The organism is Polyangium sorediatum (assembly GCF_029946465.1).
Lineage (GTDB): Bacteria > Myxococcota_A > Polyangia > Polyangiales > Polyangiaceae > Polyangium > Polyangium fumosum.
This window is the reverse complement of the sequence record NZ_JARZHI010000044.1, coordinates 16,158-35,430: the sequence shown is the minus strand read 5'-3', so window position 1 is coordinate 35,430 and position 19,273 is coordinate 16,158. Positions and strand designations below refer to the sequence as shown.

15 protein-coding genes and 1 pseudogene are annotated in these 19,273 nt (G+C 68.6%); 9 read left to right on the top strand and 7 right to left on the bottom strand.

What is annotated here, in order from left to right; translation table 11 throughout:
* Positions 1-66 precede the first annotated feature (66 nt).
* Entirely contained in the window at positions 67-921 is an 855-nt protein-coding gene (locus QHF89_RS34135; protein WP_136971829.1) for a class I SAM-dependent methyltransferase, read from the top strand.
* 27 nt (positions 922-948) lie between these two features.
* Here QHF89_RS34135 and QHF89_RS34130 read toward each other — a convergent pair whose 3' ends face one another.
* The gene (locus tag QHF89_RS34130; RefSeq protein ID WP_136971830.1) at positions 949-1,584 is read right to left on the bottom strand and encodes a TetR/AcrR family transcriptional regulator; all 636 of its coding nucleotides are present in this window, start codon (positions 1,582-1,584) and stop codon (positions 949-951) included.
* Positions 1,585-1,724: 140 nt separating this feature from the next.
* Here QHF89_RS34130 and QHF89_RS34125 point away from each other — a divergent pair, with 140 nt between their 5' ends.
* Genes QHF89_RS34125 through QHF89_RS34115 form a run of 3 tightly spaced genes read left to right on the top strand, consistent with a single transcriptional unit; the run spans position 1,725 to position 4,593 of the window.
* On the top strand, positions 1,725-2,969 hold the full coding sequence (locus tag QHF89_RS34125; RefSeq protein ID WP_136971831.1) for an NAD(P)/FAD-dependent oxidoreductase: 1,245 nt from the start codon (positions 1,725-1,727) through the stop codon (positions 2,967-2,969).
* 32 nt (positions 2,970-3,001) lie between these two features.
* Positions 3,002-3,328 (top strand): 2Fe-2S iron-sulfur cluster-binding protein, encoded by a 327-nt coding sequence (locus QHF89_RS34120; RefSeq protein ID WP_136971832.1) that lies wholly within the window; start codon positions 3,002-3,004, stop codon positions 3,326-3,328.
* Between the two features lie 23 nt (positions 3,329-3,351).
* Positions 3,352-4,593 (top strand): cytochrome P450, encoded by a 1,242-nt coding sequence (locus QHF89_RS34115; protein ID WP_136971833.1) that lies wholly within the window; start codon positions 3,352-3,354, stop codon positions 4,591-4,593.
* A 10-nt stretch (positions 4,594-4,603) separates the two neighbouring features.
* On the opposite strand, the gene QHF89_RS50250 is transcribed toward QHF89_RS34115, so the two are convergent.
* Positions 4,604-5,884 carry a WD40 repeat domain-containing protein gene (locus QHF89_RS50250; protein WP_425440850.1) on the bottom strand — a complete coding sequence of 427 codons (1,281 nt, stop codon included), beginning with the start codon at positions 5,882-5,884 and terminating at the stop codon, positions 4,604-4,606.
* Positions 5,885-5,959: 75 nt separating this feature from the next.
* Positions 5,960-9,268, bottom strand: a pseudogene (locus QHF89_RS34110) (nSTAND1 domain-containing NTPase); the annotation flags it as partial.
* A gap of 789 nt (positions 9,269-10,057) precedes the next feature.
* Between QHF89_RS34110 and QHF89_RS34105 the strand changes: the two are divergent.
* Positions 10,058-11,290 carry a S41 family peptidase gene (locus QHF89_RS34105; RefSeq protein ID WP_284721272.1) on the top strand — a complete coding sequence of 411 codons (1,233 nt, stop codon included), beginning with the start codon at positions 10,058-10,060 and terminating at the stop codon, positions 11,288-11,290.
* Between the two features lie 30 nt (positions 11,291-11,320).
* Here QHF89_RS34105 and QHF89_RS34100 read toward each other — a convergent pair whose 3' ends face one another.
* Both QHF89_RS34100 and QHF89_RS34095 read right to left on the bottom strand, forming a co-directional pair.
* Complete coding sequence (locus QHF89_RS34100) at positions 11,321-11,833, bottom strand: GNAT family N-acetyltransferase (RefSeq protein ID WP_136971836.1); 513 nt, start codon at positions 11,831-11,833, stop codon at positions 11,321-11,323.
* 75 nt (positions 11,834-11,908) lie between these two features.
* The gene (locus QHF89_RS34095) at positions 11,909-12,886 is read right to left on the bottom strand and encodes a hypothetical protein (protein WP_136971837.1); all 978 of its coding nucleotides are present in this window, start codon (positions 12,884-12,886) and stop codon (positions 11,909-11,911) included.
* Positions 12,887-12,993: 107 nt separating this feature from the next.
* On the opposite strand from QHF89_RS34095, the gene QHF89_RS34090 reads away from it, so the two are divergent.
* From QHF89_RS34090 to smpB, 3 genes are all read left to right on the top strand, one after another.
* Positions 12,994-14,577, top strand: coding sequence for a hypothetical protein (locus tag QHF89_RS34090; RefSeq protein WP_284721271.1), 1,584 nt, complete (start codon positions 12,994-12,996; stop codon positions 14,575-14,577).
* A 128-nt stretch (positions 14,578-14,705) separates the two neighbouring features.
* Positions 14,706-15,968 (top strand): PAS domain-containing protein, encoded by a 1,263-nt coding sequence (locus QHF89_RS34085; RefSeq protein WP_284721270.1) that lies wholly within the window; start codon positions 14,706-14,708, stop codon positions 15,966-15,968.
* A 60-nt stretch (positions 15,969-16,028) separates the two neighbouring features.
* A complete protein-coding gene (smpB, locus tag QHF89_RS34080) occupies positions 16,029-16,514 on the top strand; it encodes an SsrA-binding protein SmpB (protein ID WP_136971839.1) in 486 nt (161 codons plus the stop codon).
* Here smpB and QHF89_RS34075 read toward each other — a convergent pair.
* Both QHF89_RS34075 and QHF89_RS34070 read right to left on the bottom strand, forming a co-directional pair.
* On the bottom strand, positions 16,511-16,972 hold the full coding sequence (locus tag QHF89_RS34075) for a hypothetical protein (protein ID WP_284721269.1): 462 nt from the start codon (positions 16,970-16,972) through the stop codon (positions 16,511-16,513). The two genes, smpB and QHF89_RS34075, sit on opposite strands and share 4 nt — an antisense overlap.
* A gap of 127 nt (positions 16,973-17,099) precedes the next feature.
* The gene (locus QHF89_RS34070) at positions 17,100-18,590 is read right to left on the bottom strand and encodes a nitrilase-related carbon-nitrogen hydrolase (protein WP_284721268.1); all 1,491 of its coding nucleotides are present in this window, start codon (positions 18,588-18,590) and stop codon (positions 17,100-17,102) included.
* 95 nt (positions 18,591-18,685) lie between these two features.
* Between QHF89_RS34070 and QHF89_RS34065 the strand changes: the two genes are divergently transcribed.
* Entirely contained in the window at positions 18,686-19,222 is a 537-nt protein-coding gene (locus QHF89_RS34065; RefSeq protein ID WP_136971842.1) for a PadR family transcriptional regulator, read from the top strand.
* Positions 19,223-19,273: the final 51 nt, after the last annotated feature.

Genomic DNA, 19,273 nt, shown 5'->3' with positions numbered 1-19,273 from the left:
CCTCAAGTCGACTTGAACTGGCACCGTGCAGCTTCCACTTCTCGAAGGCAAGCCAAGGAGACGATCATGGCCGTAGCGCATCCCACCGAGGACGAACAATCGAAGCTTTGGAACGGCCCTGCCGGACATGCCTGGGTCGACGAGCAGGCGCTGCTCGATCACATGTTCCAACCGTTCGAAGACCTGCTCGTCGAAGCGGTCGCCGCCGGAGCCGCGAGTCACGTGCTCGACATCGGCTGCGGCACGGGCAGCACGACGCTCGCCGTCGCGCGGCGGCTCGGCGCGAAGGGCCGCTCGGTCGGCATCGACCTCTCGGAGCCGATGATCACCGCCGCCCGCGCCCGCGCCGCACGGGAAACCACACCCGCGAGCTTCCTCCGCGACAGCGCGCAGACCCACGCGTTCGAGCCTGCGAGCTTCGACATGCTCATCTCGCGCTTCGGCGTCATGTTCTTCGACGACCCTGTCCGGGCCTTCGCGAACCTGCGGCGCGCGGCAAAACCCGACGCCGCGTGCCGGTTCATCGCTTGGCGGAGCGCCGCGGACAATCCGTTCATGACGACGGCCGAGCGCGCCGCGGCGCCGCTCCTGCCGAACCTCCCCGTCCGCCGCCCAGACGCGCCCACGGGGCAGTTCGCCTTCGCGGACCCGCGCCGCGTCTCCGCCCTCCTTTCGCAGAGCGGCTGGGCCGACATCGACATCCAGCCGATCGACGTCGCCTGCACCCTGCCCGCGAGCGAGCTCGTCCGGTACCTGACCCGGCTCGGCCCCGTCGGCCTGATCCTTCAACAGGTGGACGATCGGACGCGCGCGCAGGTCCTCGAAACGGTGCGCGCCGCCTTCGAGCCCTATGTGCACGGCGCGGACGTTCGCTTCTCCGCGGCCTGCTGGAGCATCGGCGCGCGCGCGCCGCGTCCCTGAGCGCTGGACGATCGGGCGCGCTCGCCCTCACCGGGGCAGGCGCGCCGCACCTGCGCGGGCGCCCGCGAGCACGGTGTCGATGGCCGCGGCGGCGTAGTCCTCGCTGACGTCCTCGCCGCGCTGGATGAGGCGCGTGAAAATCCCCCCGAAGATCAGGTCGTGGATGAGCTCCAGGTTCACGTCCGCGGGGAGCTCGCCGCGCGTGATGCCGCGTTCGAGCATGGCCGTGTTGCGCTGCTGCCGTCGATCGCGCAGGGCCCTCGAAATGGCCTCCACCTCCGGATCCGCGCGCTCCATCTGCAACATCCGCACGATGCCCCGGCCCGTCGGTGTCTGGCACAACCGCACGGAGCGCATCACCACGGCCAGCAGATCCCCGCGCAGCGTGCCCGTATCCACCGCCTCCTGCTCCTCGTTGGCCGCGCGCAGAGACGCCGCGACGAGCTCCGACTTCGTCGGCCAGCGCCGGTAGATCGTCGTCTTGTTCACCCCCGAGCGCGCCGCGACATCCTCGATGCGCAGCGCGCCGTAGCCCACGCGCCCGAGCTCCTCGTGCGTCGCGGTGAGCACGGCCGACACCACGCGCTCGGCGCGTCCATGGACGCGGGTGCCTTCGGTGCGGCGGGTTCGAGGACCGGGCGGGGGGGTGCTCTCGTGCTGCATGGCCTGGGTCTATCTAACGGATCCGCCGGGATTTTCGCGCAGATTTGCCACAAAGGCAACTCGTTGTTGCCAAAGCTCCACGTCTGGGTACTATGGCAACTACAAGTTGCCTTGAGACGCACGAGAGGTACGTCGCGGACATGGATGAGCGCATCGTGATCGTGGGAGCCGGCCAGGCCGGTGGCGAGCTCGCGGCCGGGTTACGAAAGCAGGGCTACCCGGGGCGGATCGTCCTGCTGGGAGACGAGCCGCATCCGCCCTACCAGCGCCCTCCGCTCTCGAAAGGGTTCCTGCTCGGAAAGGTCGCGCTGGCCGAGCTCTACCTCAAACCCCTGGCGACCTACGAGCGCTTCGACATCGAGCTCCGGCTCGGCGCGCGCGTCGAGGCCATCGACCGCTCCACGCGGGCGCTCGCCCTCCAGGACGGGAGCCGTCTTTCCTACGACAAACTCGTCCTGGCCACGGGCGGCCGCGCGCGTCGTTTGTCCCTCCCCGGGCTTCCGCGCGCGCCGATCGAGAACCTGTTCTCGGTGCGATCGATCGCCGACATCGAGGCGATGCGCGCGAAGTTTGTCGCGGGCAACCGGTTGGTCCTCGTCGGCGGCGGCTACGTCGGGCTCGAGGTCGCGGCCGTGGCCGTGCAGCTCGGGCTGCGGGTGACGGTGCTGGAGGCCGCGCCTCGCCTGCTCGCCCGCGTCACGGGGCCGGAGGTGTCCACCTTCATCGAGCAGCTTCACCACGAGCGGGGCGTGGATTTCCGCCTCGCCTGCGAGGTGCAGGGCCTCGCGCTCGACGAGGCCGGGCGCGAGGTGCGCGGCGTCCGCATCGTTCGTCACGGCATCCCCGAGCAGATCGACGCGGATCTCGTGCTCGTGGGCATCGGCCTCGTCCCGAACACGGAGCTGGCCTCCGGGGCGGGCCTCGCCGTCGACGACGGCATTGTCGTCGACGAATACGCCTGCACGGCCGACCCGGCCATCCTCGCCATCGGGGACTGCGCGAACCAGCCGAGCGCCTTCGCGGGGGGACGCCTCCGGCTCGAATCCGTGCCCAATGCCATCGAGCATGCGCGCGTCGCGGCCGCCACCCTCATGGGCAAGCGGGAGCCTTCGGCCGCCATTCCCTGGTTCTGGTCGGACCAGTACGGCTTGAAGCTGCAAATGGTGGGGCTCTCCGCCGGCTACGAGCAATGCGTCACGCGAGGCTCCGCCGGGGGCAAGGAGTTCTCGGCCTTTTATCTCAAGGACAACCGGATCCTCGCCGCCGATGTCCTGGGCCGCCCCGCGGAGTTCATGGCCGCGAAGCGGCTCGTCGCGAGCCGGGCGCAGGTGGACGTCACCCGCCTGGGCGACGCGGCCGTCCCGCTCGCCAGCCTCGCCGCTTGAAGACCATCGTTCATCGAAATCCAGGAGGAAGAATGCCGAAGATCAAATTCATCGAGGCGGACGGGAAGGAGCACGAGGTCGAGGCGCAGGAGGGACAGTCCGTCATGCAGGCGGCCATGGACAACCTCGTGCCCGGCATCGTCGCCGAATGCGGAGGGTTTGCCAGTTGCGCGACCTGCCACGGGTATGTCGACGAGGCCTGGCTTCCGAAGGTCCCCCCGCCCGATGCGGCGGAAGAGGGAATGATCGCATGCGCCTATCACGTCCGGCCGAACAGCCGCCTGACCTGCCAGATCACGGTGACGCCCGCGCTGGATGGACTCGTGGTCCGTCTCCCCCTTTCACAGACGAGTGAATGAACCATTCCGAGAGAGGTTCGAACATGCACGCATTCAGCGGTCAGAAATTGGATCAGATTCCTGCGCACGTCCCGCCGGAGCTCGTGTACGACTACGACAGCAGCCGAGATCCGCGGATGCTCGAGGACCCGCACGCCCGGATGCGCTCCCTCGTCCTGGAGGCGCCGCCCATCTTCTTCTCCCCGCACAACGGGGGCCATTGGTTCGTCACCCGGAAGCAGGCCATCGTGGACATCACGATGAACCCGGAGGTCTACAGCAACAGCCTCTTCCACGCCGCAGAATCCCACGCAGGGGAAGGGGAGCACGCGGCCCCGCAGCCGGGCTTCCTGATGTTGCCCATTTCGACGGATCCGCCGCAACACACCGCCTACCGGGCCCCCCTCAACCAGCCCCTGGCGGCGAAATCCGTCGCCACACTCGAGACGGCGATCCGCACCATGACGAACGAGCTCATCGACAACGTGCTCGACGCAGGACGCTGCAATTTCCTTTCGGACATCGCCGAGCCGCTGCCCGTCACGCTCTTCATGCAGCTCGCCGGCATGCCGACGAACCGCCTGGCCGAGTTCCGTGAGCTCGCCACGCAGGCCACCTCCGCCACAGTGGATCACGCGACCCGCGAGCAGATTTTCAAACGGATCGCGGGGATCCTGACGGAGTCCATCAAGCTCCGGCAGGAGAAGCGCGAGGACGACCTGATCAGCCGGCTGCTCGACGCGAACATCCACGGCCGCAAGCCCACGTTCCAGGAAATGCTGGGCTACAGCATCACCCTGTTCCTCGGCGGGCTCGACACCGTCGTGAATGCCCTGAGCTTCGGCGTCCGTCACCTGGCGCGGGATCAGGGATTGCAGGCCAAGCTCCGGGCCGACCCGGGCCTCCTGCCCAGCGCCGTCGAGGAGCTCCTGCGCCTTTACGGCGTCGCGTGCCCGCCCCGGCGCGTGACGCGCGACGTGGTCCTTCACGGCGTCCAGCTCAAGCAAGGCGACGCCTTGTTGTTGCTCCTTCCCGCGGCGAACTACGACGACGCCGCATTCCCCAATCCCGAGCAGTTCACCCTGGGCCGGACGGAGCAACACATGACGTTCAACGCGGGCCCCCACCGGTGCGTCGGCCTGAACCTGGCCCGCCTGGAGATAAAGGTGTTTTACCAGGAGTGGTTGAAGCGTATCCCGCCGTTCCGGCTCGACCCCCAGGCGCCGCCGCGGTTCACGGGGGGCTTCAACCTGGCCGTCACGAGCCTGCCGCTGGTCTGGGCGTAGGGCTCCTGTGTTATCGGGACGCGCCGCCGGCGGCCGCTTCGACGCGACGCTGGCAGGTCCGCTGCTCGGCGCGGGCCATCTCTTCGGTCACGCCGAGGTGCTTGACCGTCCAATCGACAGGTACGCAATAGGGCGTCGCGGCCCATAGCTGCGGGTCCTCGGGGCTGACGAGCGGCATCAGATCGTTCCACACCTGCAAGGTCTGGTCGTCGGATGCGGTGACGAGGCGCTTGCCGTCGGGGCTCCACGCCACCGAGGAGACCCAGCCCTCGTGCCCGCGAAGGACCACCGGCTCGCCCGTCCCATCGCCATTCCAGATCCGCACCGTCTTGTCCACGGAGGCGGTGGCAATACGCTTGCCGTCCGGGCTCCACGCCGCCGAACGGACCCAGCCTTCGTGCCCATTCAACACCAGCGGCTCGCCCGTGCCCTCGAGGTCCCACACGCGCGCCGTCCGGTCGGAGGACGTGGTGACGATGCGCTTGCCATCGCGGCTCCATGCCGCGAATTCGACCCAATGATCATGTCCGCGAAAGATCCGTGGCTCGCCCGCCCCATGGGCATTCCACACCCGCACGGTCCGATCCGAGGACGTCGTGGCGATGTGCGCGCCGTCGGGGCTCCACGCCGCCCAGCGGACCTCGCCCTCGTGCCCGCGGAGGACCCGCGGTTCGCCGCTTCCATCGGCGTTCCAGATGCGCGCCGTCCGGTCCTCGGAGGCGGTGACGACGCGCTTGCCATCGGGGCTCCACGCCGCCGCATTGAGCGCGCTCTCGTGCCCGCGAAGCACCACCGGCTCGCCTGTCCCCTCGGCATTCCAGAGACGCGCCGTCCGGTCCTCGGAGGCGGTGACGATGCGGCTGCCGTCCGGGCTCCACGCCGCCGAGGAGACCCAGTTCTCGTGCCCGCGCAAGAGCAGAGGTTCACCCGACCCGTCGGCCTTCCATACCCGCGCGGTGCCGTCCTCCGACGCCGTGAGAATACGCTCGCCGCCGGGGCTATACGCCACGGAAGAGACCGCGCCCTCGTGCCCGCGGAAGACCCGCCGCTCCCCCATCCTCCGGGCGTCCCAGATGCGCACGGTCCTGTCGGACGACGCGGTGACGATGCGCCGGCCATCCGGGCTCCATTCGGCCGCACGCGCCCAGCCCTCGTGGCCCCGCAGGATCCAGGGTTCGCCCACGCCATCGGCGCTGTAGACCCGCGCCCGTTTGTCGTCGGACGTGGTGATGATGCGCGTGCCGTCGGCGCTCCATTTCGCCGAACGGACCCAGCCCTCGTGCCCGCGCAAGATCAGAGGTTCGCCCGACCCGTCCGCATTCCACACCCGCGCGGTCTTGTCCTCCGACGCGGTGGCGATGCGCTTGCCATCGGGGCTCCACGACGCGAACCGCACCTTGTTCCCGTGCCCGCGCAAGATCAGGGGCTGGCCCGTCCCGTCGGCATTCCACACCCGCACCGTCCGGTCCTGCGAGGCGCTGACGAGGTACTTCCCATCGGGGCTGAAATCCGCCCACAGGACGGCATTGTCGTGGCCACGCAAAACGAGGGGCTCGCCGGTGCCATCGGCATTCCAGACCCGCACCGTCTTGTCATACGACGCGGTCACGATGCGCTTTCCATCGGCGCTCACGGCCACGGAGCTCACCGCATCCTCGTGCCCGCGCAGGACGAGGGGTTCGCCCGTCCCGTCGGCCTTCCACACCCGCGCCGTCCTGTCGTCGGAGGCGGAGGCGACGCGTTTGCTGTCGGGGCTCCAGGCGACCGCATTGATCGCGCTGTCGTGACCACGCAAAAGGAGGGGCTCACCGGTCCCATCCGCGTTCCACACGCGCGCGAGCTTGTCCCGGGACGCAGAAGCAATCCGTTTGCCGTCGGGGCTCCACGCCGCGGAAAAGACGCTGTCGTGGTGGGGGAGCACCACGAGCGTGAGCCCGCTGTGCATGGCCGTCAGCGCCAGGTCGGACCATTCGCGCGGCACGCCGGGCGGCTCCACCTCGCGCAGCAGCGCGAGCGCGGTCGTCGGATCGGTGTCCAGAAGCTCGCGCGCCAGGGCCATGCGGGTGGTATTGCGCGTCTGCCGGGCCTCGTCCTGGGCGAGCGCCGAAGCTTCATCCGCGAGCGCCGAAGCTTCGTCCGCGCGCGCGGCTTCTCGGTTCGCCCGGCTCGCGAGCAGCGACACGAGGAGGGCAATGGCGCCGAGGGTGACGACGGTGCCCGCGGCGATCCGCCGGCGCATGCGCCGCGCATGCTTCGAGAGCGCGATGACGGCCTGGAGATACCGCTCCTCGCGCGCGCCGAACCCGACCGCCGACGCCTCGCGCCCCTGCGCGCGCCGGCGCTCGAGCCACACGCGCGCCTCCTCCGCCGCGCGATCGCGCCAGAGCAGACCCTCGGCGTTCCCGCTCGCCTCCCATGGCTCGGCCGCGGCGCGCAGCCGCGCCAGGAACTGCGCGTCGAGCTCGTTCTCGTCGAGCCATTGCTTGAGCTTCGCCCACCGCTCGACCAGCGACTCGTGGATGATCTCCACCGTCGTGCCCTCGCGCCCGCCGGAGGTCTCGATGAGCAGGAGCCGCGCGTCGGCGAGGTGATGGACCACCTGCTCCACCGCGCGGCCGTCCTCGGCGAGCGCATAAAGCTCCTCCAAATTCACCACCGCGCGCGTGCGCTCGGGCGTGACGAGGCGCAGGAAGACCGCCCGGCAAAGCCGCTGGTCGAGCGACGAGAGCCCGGAGAGGACCGCGTCCGCGTGCGTCGACAGCGCCCCCGCGACCCCGCCGAGCTGCTCATAGCTGTCCCGGGTGAGCAGGCGGCGCTCCCGATCCCGCGCCTCCCATAATTTCGCGGCCGTGAATTGCAGGAGAGGCAGCGGGCTCTGCGTACGTTCGAGCGCGCCGAGCATGCCGACGATCATCTCCTCGCTCTCGAAGGAATACCCCGTCGCCTCGATCGGCCGCGTCAAGGCCTCGCGCAGCCCCTCGTGCCCCACGGGCGGCAGGAACGAGAGCCCGCGGATCACCTCCGTCATCAGCTTTCGATCCTCGGTCATGCGATCGAGGAAATCGGAGCGGATGGAGAGAATGACGCGCAGCGGGGACGAGGCGTCGTCGGCCGCGCCCTCGATGCAAGCGGCGAACGCCGCGCGCTCGGCGGGGTCGGTCCCCAGGGTATAAAGCTCCTCGAATTGATCGACGAAGAGCAGAATGCGGTGCAGGCTCCCCTGCCGGCGGCAGCGCGACCGCAAGCGCGCCCCGAGGAGCCCCGGCTGCGCGCGCAGGCTGGCCACGAGATCCTCAGGGTCGCTCGGCTCGCCCGCGCCCGCCCGGGTGCTCTCCGGCGCGGCCGCCGCAATCTGGAGCAGCACCTCGGCGAGCGCGGCGAGGGGCCGGCGCCCCGGGCGCAGGAGGAAGGTCTCCCAACGCTCGCCCGAGCGCTTCAAGGCCGGGATCACGCCCGCGCGCACGAAGGACGACTTGCCCGCGCCCGAGGGCCCGGCCACGGCCACGAGCGGCTGGTGGCGGAGCTGGCCGAGGACGCTGGCGACGTCGCGATCACGGCCGAAGAAGCGCGCCGCGTCCGCCTCTTGAAAGGCAGAGAGGCCGGCGAAGGGGCTCTCGTCCTCGCTCGGCGCGAGGGACTTTCGGCCGGGCAAGACGGCTTCGAGCGCGGCGAGCAGCTCCTCGGCCGAGCTGAAGCGCTCTTCTTTGTGTTTCTTCAAGCAGCGGTCGATGACGGCGCCGAGCGGGCCCACGTCCGCGCGTTTGTCGCTCACGCTGGGCATGGGGATGTCGAGGATCTCGACCTGCGAGAGCTGGAACAGGTTGGCCGGGGCGAGCGGGTGCGCGCCGGTGCAGAGTTCGAACAGAATGATGCCGACGGCCCAGATGTCGCTGCGCGCGTCGATGTCCTCGGCGCGCCATTGCTCGGGCGACATGTACGGGAGCGTGCCGAGGAGGGCGCCGTCCTCGGTCAGGCCGGAGCCCTTGACGAGCGGCGGCCGGGAGGCGGTGATCGCGGACAGCTCCTCGGCTTCGAAGCGCTTGGCGATGCCGAAATCGAGCACCTTCACGTGCCCGCCGCCGGTCAGGAAGATGTTGTCGGGCTTGAGGTCGCGGTGCACGATCCCGAGCTGATGGGCGCACGAGAGCGCGCGCACCACGGGCAGGACGAGCTCGACGGCGAGGCTCGGCGACACGCGCCCGCTGCGGGTGTCGGCGGGGGAGCGGGGCTCGAACGCGCCGGGCACCTCGCGTTGCGCCAGAAAGGCGCTGAGGGTGCGGCCTTCGAGGTGCTCGAGCACCATGTACGGGTATCCGTCGTGCTCGTCCACCTCGTGGATGACCACGATATTCTCGTGCTTGCAGCGGGCGGTGGCGCGCGCCTCGGCGAGAAAACGCTCGGCGCCCTGGCCGCTGTGTTCGAGGAGGAGCTTGATGGCGACGAGGCGGCCGAGCTTGGTGTCGCGGGCGAGGAACACGATCCCCATGCCGCCCTCGCCCAGCTTGCGGATGAGCTCGTAGTGCTTGATGCTGGAGCCGGCCCGCAAAGGCCCGGCGTCCGCCTCGGAGCCCGGCTCTGCGAGTGATTCCGCGCTTTCGGTCCGGGCCAAAGGGAGATTGGGGTCCGGGCTCTTGGGATGCGCCTCGGGGGGGCCGTTGTTTTCGTTCTGCAGCATCGCCGTTCGTTCGTGTCTCCCGCCCCTCGTCCTCGCTTCGGGGGAGCGATGCTAGCATCGGGCGCGCGTGTTTTCTCGGATCCTCCGTGGTGACCGCGGGCACGCTCGGCGTCATGTTTTTGGTGGGTAGCGAGCGAGCGGTCGCATCGGTGAGACCGTCTCCGGGAGGGGGGAGACCATCTCCAGAGACAGGGGAGCGTGTCTTCCGGGAGGGTGAGACCCTCTTGCAAGAGGGTCGGGAGCGTCTTCGAGGGGGAGGAGACCGTCCTCCGGAAGGGGCGCGGGGGTCTCGGGGAGGAAGGACCGTCCCTCCGGGGAAGGACGAGACCGTGCTGCAAGAGGGTCGAGCATGTCCTCGCGGAGACGGAGAACCCTGTCCCGGAAGGGACGAGGGGTCCCGAACGGGGGTCGAGAGGGTCTCGGAGAGGATCGTCAGCGTTCAAGGGGAGGGACGAGAGCGTCGTCCGACAGGGGCGAAAGCGTCTTGAAGAGGAATGGCGCGGGTATCGAAAAGGGTCGAGAGCGTTTTTCAGGGGGATGGGACGGTTGTTGGGGAGGGTCGATGCGCTAGAATTCGTCTCGCCTGCTGGAGCCTGAGATATGAAGCCTCCCCGCTTTCTCGTTAGCTCGTGGGTATTGATGACCGCGTGTGCCGCGTCGGGCGGGAGCGGCTCTCCGCCGGCGATCCCGCAACCCGCGGGCTCTCCCGGCCCCGTCCTCCAGGGAGAAACGACGGCGGCAGGTGTGAGGGGCTCGTGGCGCTCGCGCGGCTATGGCTGGCTTTTGACGGTGACCGACAAGGGGCTACGGCTTCACCACGAAACCACGGCGGGCTGCTACGCGGATCCCGCCGGGACGGCTGCGTTGAGCGAGATGTTCGGCTACAGCCAGACCGGGCCGGAGGGGACCGTGTATTTCCTCAGCCGTCCCGGCGAGACACAATATCTCTTCGACCGGCTCGACCGGCTTCCGGCCTCTTGTGATCAAAATCGCGCGTGGAATGCAGCGACCGTCTTCGACGTCTTCGCTGCCACCCTCTCGGAGCACTACGCGTTTTTCAAGGAACGCAATCTGGATTGGTCGGCTCGCGTCGAAGCGGGGCGCGCGCAGGTGTCGCCTGGGATGCCCGAGCGGGAGCTGTTCGAGGTCCTTTCGACGACGCTCCGGGGGCTCGGCGACGCGCATGTCCATCTCTCGGCCGAGATCGACGCCGAGGCCCTGAGCTTCGAGGAGCCGCACAGCCGGACGCTCGAGCTGGTGGCGGCACGCGCCCGCGCGGAGGGGCAGCCCGCGAAGGAGGTCGAGCGCGCGTGGCGGCGGGCCTACCGCGATGACATTTTGCAGGTCATCCTGGGCGGAAAGGGGCGGCAGACGGCCAACGACCGCATCTTCTGGGGGTTCGTCGGTCCGCGCATCGGTTATCTCAACGTGGTCACGATGGGGGGCTTCGGCGGCGGTGGCTCGCTCGAGAAGGAGCTCTCCGCCTTGAACCTCGTCCTCGACGAGGCCGTGTCCGCTTTCCAGGGCGCCGACGCGGTCCTCGTGGATGTCACCAACAACCGCGGCGGCTACGATTTGATCGCCCGTGCGCTCGCGAGCCGTTTTGCCGACCAGAAGCGAGTTGCTTTCACCAAGCATGCCTACCGCGCGAACGGCGTGGCGCCGCAGGCATTTTATGTGGAGCCGAGCCCGCGGGCGCGCTTCACCGGGCGGGTCTATCTGCTGACGAGCGACGTCACGGTCAGCGCCGGAGAGACGTTCACGATGACCATGCGCGCTCTCCCCAACGTCGTCCACGTCGGAACGACGACACGAGGCGCCTTCTCCGACGTGCTGGAAAAGCCGCTGCCGAACGGCTGGATGGTGAAGCTTTCGAACGAGATTTACCTGGACCCGAAAGGCCAGAGGGTCGAAGTTCGCGGCATTCCTCCCCAGGAGACCCTCGAGTTTTTCCCCGAGGACGACCTCTCGAACGGACACGCGAAAGCCGTCCGCCGACTGGCAGAAGAGCTTCCGAGGTAACGCCCGAGGCGCGGGGAGACGCGTCGGCTCTCAGCCGCGGCGCAGGATGATCTCGCGGTCCCGTACACGCCCGACCGGAAATTCGTATTCGCCCACCTTCACGAAGCCGTGCTTGCCGTAAAGCCGCTGGGCGCCGTGGTTCTCCGACCACACGCCGATCCATAGGAGGCGCCCCGGTCGCTCCAGCCAATCCAGCGCGAGCTTCAGCAGTTGGCTGCCCAGACCTGAGCCCTGCTCGGTCTTCAGCACATAGAGGCGCTTCATTTCGCCACACGCGGGCGTGACGTCCTCGTGCGGTAGCCTGCACGGCCCCACGTGGGCATAACCGACGGCGCGGCCATCCGCCTCGGCCAGCCAGAGGGCCTGCGCCGGATCGGACAGCTCGCTCCGGGCCTTGTCCTCGGCGTAGGCCGTTTCGAGGAAGTCGCGCAGGTCCTCGGGCGGGTAGAGGTGGCCGAAGGTCTCGACGAAGGTCGCGCAGGCGAGCGCGCGCAAGGTCTCGGTGTCAGCGGGCGTGGCGCGACGAATCGTGGCCTGGCTCATGGGCCGGGCATCTACCATCTTCGCGGGCGGACGCGAAGACCCATCGACGCGTCCCGCCGTGCCTCGAATGCCATCTCAGCACCCCTCAGGCCCACCCAGCGCCAGGCGCAACGGCTTCGCCGCGGAGCTTGCGCCGAAGAGGCGTGTTTCGAGGATGGGAGAGTCGCACTCCACCAGGACGACCTGATGCACCAGCGCGCCCGCGTCCGTGCGCACGACGGCACTCTTCAGCCGCGTCGCGCGCCAGGGGACCCAGGCCACGGCGCCGTCGTCGCAACGCACGGGGGCATAACGCAGCAGGCTTGCAAGCGGATGGTGCAAATCCTTGTACGACGCCGAAAACACGCGTCCACGCGAGAGCTTGCACCGCGGCTGCAGCGCCGCAAGGGCGCGCTCCCGCTGCTCCTTCTGCTCGGGCAGGCTGACCTCTTTCTGCGCGAGTACCTCGTCGAGAGCCTTTTCGGTCTTGTCGAGATCGTCCTCCGAAAACGCGGCCGTATCCTCGGCGAGCTCGACCGCGCTTACGCGACTCGCCAGGAACATTTCCTTGGCCATGCCTTTCGGCTGGATCTGGCGCGACGCTGCATCCTCGGGCGAGGCGAGCTCGACGAGCTCGGTCGGGCGAGACAAGCGCGCCTGGTATTGTTCGGCCTGGTGCTTGTGCTCGAAGAGCCCCGCCACGACCGCGAGCCCCTTGCGCCCGGGATCGGCGATCGGCAGATCGTCCAGCGTCGCGACGAACGGGTATCCCGCCGCGAGCTCCCCGGTTTCCCCGCTGCGGAGCGTCGTTTCGGCCGCACGGGCGTCCACGGCGACGCCGAGGAGGAGCGCATAGCGCGGCGCGGCGCTCTTGCATTCCTCGTCGAGGTAAACCTCGAGATGGCAGAGCCCAGCCGGCAAAACACCCTCGGCGGGGATGGAGCGCGGCGCCGAAGTGGAGCTCGACAGGGCTCCTGCCCTGGGGACCTGCTGTCCTGCGCCGGACGACGAGCACCCAGAGAGGGCCAGGGATACGCACAGCGCGACGGTGAGGGGCAGGGTGGGTCGATCCATGAGGAAGAGCGCTAGCACTCGAGATCGAGAAAGCAACGGTGCCCATTGACGTCGTCTCCCAATTGCGGTCTTCTATCGGTTTACCACTCGTGTAAAAGGATGCTCACATGCAATATTCGCGTTTCGGAGTTTGGTCGGGGGCGTTCGTGTCCGCCCTTCTGGTCGTCGCCTGTGGCGGGGAGGCGGTGACCCCACCCCCTGGCAACGGCGGGGCCGGCGGTGAAGCGGGGAGCGGCGGCGTGGGCGGAGCCGGCGGCATGGGCGGCATGGGCGGGGCCGGCGGCGTGGGCGGCGCGGGTGGCGCGGGTGGCGCTGGCGGCGCGGGTGGAGCTGGCGGGAGTGGCGGGGCGGAGCCGACGTGTGTGGATGCCGTGAAGAATGACACCGAGACAGGTGTCGACTGCGGCGGCGCCACCTGTGGCCCCTGCGCCGACGGGGAGGGCTGCCTGAGTGGCTCCGATTGCGTGAACGGCGTCTGTGAAAACGGCGTCTGCATGCCCGCGAGCTGTGCCGACATGATCAAGAATGGAAGCGAGACGGACGTCGATTGCGGCGGCCCTGCCTGCGCTCCCTGCAACGAGGGCCAGCTCTGTCAGGCCGCCTCGGATTGCACGAGCAGCGTCTGCGTGAACGGCGTTTGCCTTGCGTCGAGCTGCATGGACGCGGTCAAGAACGGCGACGAAACCGACGTCGATTGCGGCGGGTCCACCTGCGCCCCCTGCAACGATGGCCAGCTCTGTCAGGTCCCCTCGGATTGCACGAGCGGCGTCTGCGAGAGCGGCCTTTGTCAGGTCCCGACCTGCATGGACCTGGTCAAGAATGGTACCGAGACGGACGTCGATTGCGGCGGCCCCGCCTGCGCCCCCTGCAACGACGGGCAAATCTGTCAGGTCGCCCCGGACTGCACCAGCGGCGTCTGCGAGAGCGGCCTCTGTCAGGTCCCGACCTGCATGGACCTGGTCAAGAATGGTACCGAGACGGACGTCGATTGCGGCGGTCCCGCCTGCCCCGATTGCCCCGTGAACAAGGCATGCGCCGGCGCGGACGATTGCGCCTCCCATCTGTGCGTCGACGGGGTCTGCACGGCTTGCACCCAGACGGCTCAGTGCGGCACGGGCCTCAACTGCATCGCCGGCGCTTGCGTGCCGGCCGCGGTCGATTGCGCCGCGCAGAAGGCCCAATACCCGGGCTTGCCGGACGGAGAATACTGGGTCGCGCCGAACGGACAGAATCCATTCTTCGCCTATTGCGACATGGCCCTCGGGGTCGCGCTCTGCACCGAGACGCAGGGCGTCCACCAGGGCAGAACCCGCGAGGGCTCGAACCTCGATTACGTCATGACGAGCGTCCTCGACCACGCGGCCGGCGTCTGCGAGATGTGGGGCCTCCGCGCCTCGGGCAACAATCGCCCGCTCGATCGGGTCAACGTCGTCGCCGGTCAGACCATGACGACCTGCAAGGCGCTCGGATTCATCAACGACGATACGCTCGGTTCGTGCCTGTTCGGCGCGGCCACCACGACCTGCGGATACGACGTGAGCAGCGGCTACTATCGCTACGGCAACCTTTGCCAAGGCTGCTCCCTGAACAACGGGCCGTTCGCCACCTACGTGTTGCAAGGCCCCATGAACACCGCCTCCGTACTTTCCAGCATGGATGGATCGCAGCGCAATCGCTGCAAGGCACGCTGAGCCGGGATTGGCATGCCCCAGGGGAGCGATCCAGCGTACTTCGCCGATTCTACAGCGGTCAGGGCAGCGTTTTCCTCTCTGTTCTGTTGGGGAGGGGCCTGGTAAAGTTCATCCGCGCAGGAGACGTGATGACGAACGAGATGGAAATCGTCGAGAGGATGGGGCTCGAGAACGATACCCTACGCAAGCGGGTGGCCGAGCTCGAGCAGACCGTCCGGCAACGAGATCGGGTCCTGCAGACGATCCTCGACCACATCCCGGCGCTCATCTTCGTGATGGATCTGGAGGACACGTACAGCCACACGAACCATTCCTGCGCGACCTTCATGGGCCGAAAGGACGTCTCCGAGATTGTCGGGCACAACGCCAGCGAGTTCTTTCCTCCCGAAGTCTTCGCGGCCTGGAGGGAGAACAATCGCATGGTGGCCGCGAAGGGCGAAGCCATCGTGGCGGAGGAATCTGGCCCGACGGAAGACGGCATACAGGTATACCGATCCATCAAGTTCCCCATACGCGACAGCGAGGGGATCATTCGTTGGATCGGCGGCATCGCGACGAACGTGACGGCCGAGCGCAGGGCCGAGGAGCGGCTGGGCGAGAGCCAGGCGCGCGCGCAGGCCATGCTCGACGCGTCGACGGATCTGCTCCTGCTCGTGGATCTCGAAGGCGTGGTCGTCATGGCCAACCAGGCGGCCGCGGGTCGGCTCGGGTGCTCTCCGGCGGAGGCGGTCGGGAGGCGCGACGTATTCCCGCTCGATGAGCCGGACCGCCGGGCCTTTTTGGTGGAGGAGGTGCGGCGCACCGGCACCCCTGCGCGTTTCGACGCCGCGCGCGACGAGCGCTGGTTCGAGGTGACGGCCTATCCGGTGCGGAGCGGCGACGGGCTGCCCGCGCGCCTGGCGGTCTTTGGGCGCGACGTGACCGACCAGAGGCGCGCGGCGCAGGAGCAGCGGCGGCTCCAGGAGCAGGTCATCGAGGCGCAGCGGCTGGCCATTCAGGAGATCGGGACGCCGCTCGTCCCGCTCACGGACGAGGCGGTGGCCATTCCGCTCATCGGGGCCATCGACGAGGTGCGCGCGGCGCATTTCGTGGAGACGATGCTGCGCGGGGTGGATGCGCGCGGGGCGCAGATCGTCGTCGTCGACGTGACCGGCGTGAGCAACGTCGATACCCACGTGGCCGAGGTGCTCGTGCGCGCCGCGCGGGCGGCGAAGCTGCTCGGCGCAGAGGTGATCATGACGGGCATCCGGCCCGCCGTGGCGCAAGCGCTGGTGGACCTCGGCGCGGATCTCGGCGGCGTGGTGACGCTCGCGTCGTTGCAGGACGGCATTGCGTATGCGGTGCGGGGAAAGGGGCGGGCGTCTTCACCTCGGCGCGGCGTCAGGGCATGATCGACAGAGGTCGCTCGTTCACGCGCGCTGGGGCTCAGGACATTAGAAAAGATGCTGCCCATGACAGGACGGAAGCAAAGCGACGAGCACGTCATCGCGCGGAACCGCGCGGCGACGTTCCACTACGAGCTGTCGGACCGGTACGAGGCGGGCATCGTGCTGCGCGGGAGCGAGGTGAAGTCGCTGCGGGAGGGGCGCGTGCACCTGGCCGATGCGTTCGCGGTGGTCGAGCGGGGCGAGGTATGGCTGAGGAACATGCACATCGCATCCTTCTTCCACGCCCGCGCATTTCCGCACGACGAGCGCGGCGCGCGCAAGCTGCTCCTCCACGCGCGCGAGATTCAGCAAATCGAGCGCGCCATCATGCGCGAGGGATACACGCTCGTGCCGCTCGACCTGCATTTCCGGAATGGCCACGTGAAGGTGGCCCTCGGCGTCGGTCGCGGGAAGAAGGTCCACGACAAGCGCGCCGCCATTGCCGAGCGCACCGAGGAACGCGAAGCGCTGCAAGAGCTGCGTGCCCGCCAGCGCCGCGGCGGGTACTAATGGTGCGTCGCGCCCGACGCGATGTACGACCGCTCGGTCCCGACCGCGCAGGTCGCGAACGCCTTGCAGTCGGCCGCCGCCTCGCAGGCGTCGCCCTGCTTCAGCAGCCGCTCCAGTTGGTCGGCGGGGGTGCGGGTCGCCATCGCCTCGCACATCGCGTCGATGTTCGCGGGCTCCATGTCGCTTTGCCATTGGACGCGTGATTCCTTCAGGACCACGTCGCGCCCCTCGGTCTTGACGCGCTCGCCGATGCCCTTCGGCATGTCGAGCTCGATGCGGAGGTCGAGCACCGCGGACAGGTAGTCGTCGGTGCACGTGGCTTGCCGTGCGTAGTAGCGATGGCACATCGGCCCGAGATCGGCGGCGGTACGCGCGGCGGGCTCCGCAGGTGGCGGCGAGGAGGTGCCGCCACACGCGGCGAGCAGGAGCAGGAGGACGAAGCGGCGATCACACGACATGGCACGACGATACGTCACTGCGGCGCGCAGCGTAAGGGATCTTTGTCGCCGGCATGGGGTGCGTGTCGACGACGGCGCGTACGAAGGCGTGCCACGGCTCGGCGCTCGCGTCGGTGCTCGGTGCAGCTCATCGACTTTGCTCGCCCCGCCGCCGAAGAGCCGACCCGATCGCGCTGGTTGTGAGGGCTGCGAGCGCGAGGGCGCAGAGGGAAGCAAAAACGTCGCCGTATCTGGCGTAAAGGGTCGCGCGGCCCGCCATCGGCGCGTCGGCGTACAAGATGGCGCCAGGCGAGGCGAAGGAGTCGTTCGACCCGAGGCGCACGCCGCGCGCGTCGGTCGCGACCGACAGGCCGTTGCTCGCGGCCCGCACGAGGCTGAAGCCGCCCTCGATCGCGCGGAAGACCGTCATCTCGCCGTGCAGCGGCGTGATCGCGCGCCAATCGTTGGCCGGCACGAGCAGCAGATCGACGCCGCGCTGCGAAGCCTGGCGGCCGAGCGCGGGGAAGTCGGCGTCGAAGCAGATGATCACGCCGAGGCGTCCGTACGGCGTGTCGAGCGTTTGCACTTCGCCCTTGCCCGCGACGATCGGCTCGCCAGGCACCGGGATCGATTTCACGTATTCGAACGCGAGGCGGCCCTCGGGCGTGAACACCATCGCCTTGTTGGTCATCAGCGCGTTGGGATCCCGGGGGACCTGGAGGGCGCCGGCGACGAGGTGGACGTCGTATTGGCGGGCGAAGTCCTGGGCGCGCGCGACGAACGCGGGCTCGAGTCCTTCGTCGTATTGCGCCGCGCCTTCGTACCAGACGATCACCCGCGCGCCCTTTTGTGCGGCGGTCTTGGACATCTCGAAGAGGACGTCGAGACGTGCGCGGCTGTGTTCGGCGCGGCAGGTGGTGTCCTCGCGTGAGGCGCAGCCTTGGAAGAAGAGGTCACTCAGGGTCGAAGGATTGCTGAGGGCTGCGACGCGCACGGTTGGACGCGGGGGCAGGGGCGTATACCGGGCCCAGGCGCCGTAGCCGAGCGCGAGGAGAAAGCATCCGCCGAACGCAGCGAACGCTCGGTTGTCGCGAGGCGCGCGAGATTCGAAGAGCCCCTGCACCGCGCTTCCGAACCACGCGACGAAGAACGCGACGCCCCACAGCCCCGTCACTGACGCGAGCTCCGAGAGCAGAAGGAAATCGAGCTCGACGTACGCGTCGTTCGCCCACGTGCCGAACGGGCTGCCGAGAGAGACCACGTAGAGAAGCGTGACGTTTGCTGCTGGGAACACGAGGGAGCCCGGTACGCCTCCGAGGCGCGGAGCCACGAGGCGGTGCAGCAAATAAGGGATCGCGCCGAACAGGCCGGAGATCACGCTCGTGACGGCGTACTCCACGTCCGGCATGGGAATGGCGCCTCGGAACGTGACGAAGGAGGCGACGCCGCACGCGACCGCCGTCGCGGCGAATCCGGAGCGCGGCGGCGACATCATCACGAAGCGCAACATCAAAGCCGGCGCGACCCACGCCGCGACGACGTTGGCGTGAACGCCGTTGGAGAAGCAGAGCGCGAGCGTACCGAGGGCGAGGATCACCCAGCGCATGGGCTCGGAAGAAGGCGTCTTCAGCGAAGGCATCGCGACCACATATGCACCTTGTGGCATAGGTCCTAGCATCCGGTGTCGAGATATGCAACTCTGTGCATACGTAGACCGATCGGAGGAGCCTCGCCTTGTCCCTGAAGCATTTGATCCTGGCCGTCGTCGGCGCGCGCCCGTCCACGGGCTACGAGATCACGAAGGAGTTCGACGAAGTCGCCGGTTTCTACTGGCGCGCGACACACCAGCAGGTGTATCGCGAGCTCGCGACGCTCGCCGAGGCGGGGCTCGTGCGATTCAAGGAAGTCGCGCAGCAGGGCAAGCCGGACAAGAAGGTGTACACGGTCACGGCGAAAGGTCGGCGTGCGTTCGCCGACTGGTTTCGCGAGCCGCCCGAGGCGCCCCGGCACGCCGACCCGCTGATGATCAAGTTTTTCGCGGCCGAGCTCGTCGGCATCGAGGATCTACGTGCCCAGCTCGCGCTCGCGCGTGAGCACCATGCGGCGCTGCTCGCCACCTACGAGGCGATCGCGGCGCAGCACTATGCGGAGCCGGTCCATGAGATGCCGCGGTGGAAAAAATTGATCTATCTGACGTTGCGCCTCGGCATCACGCGTGAGCGCGCGTGGTTGAGCTGGGCGGACGAGAGTGAGCGCGTGCTGCGGGCGTGAGGAAGGCCAGCGCTCGAATTCCCACGGCACATCAGGAACCCGGCGCCGCTG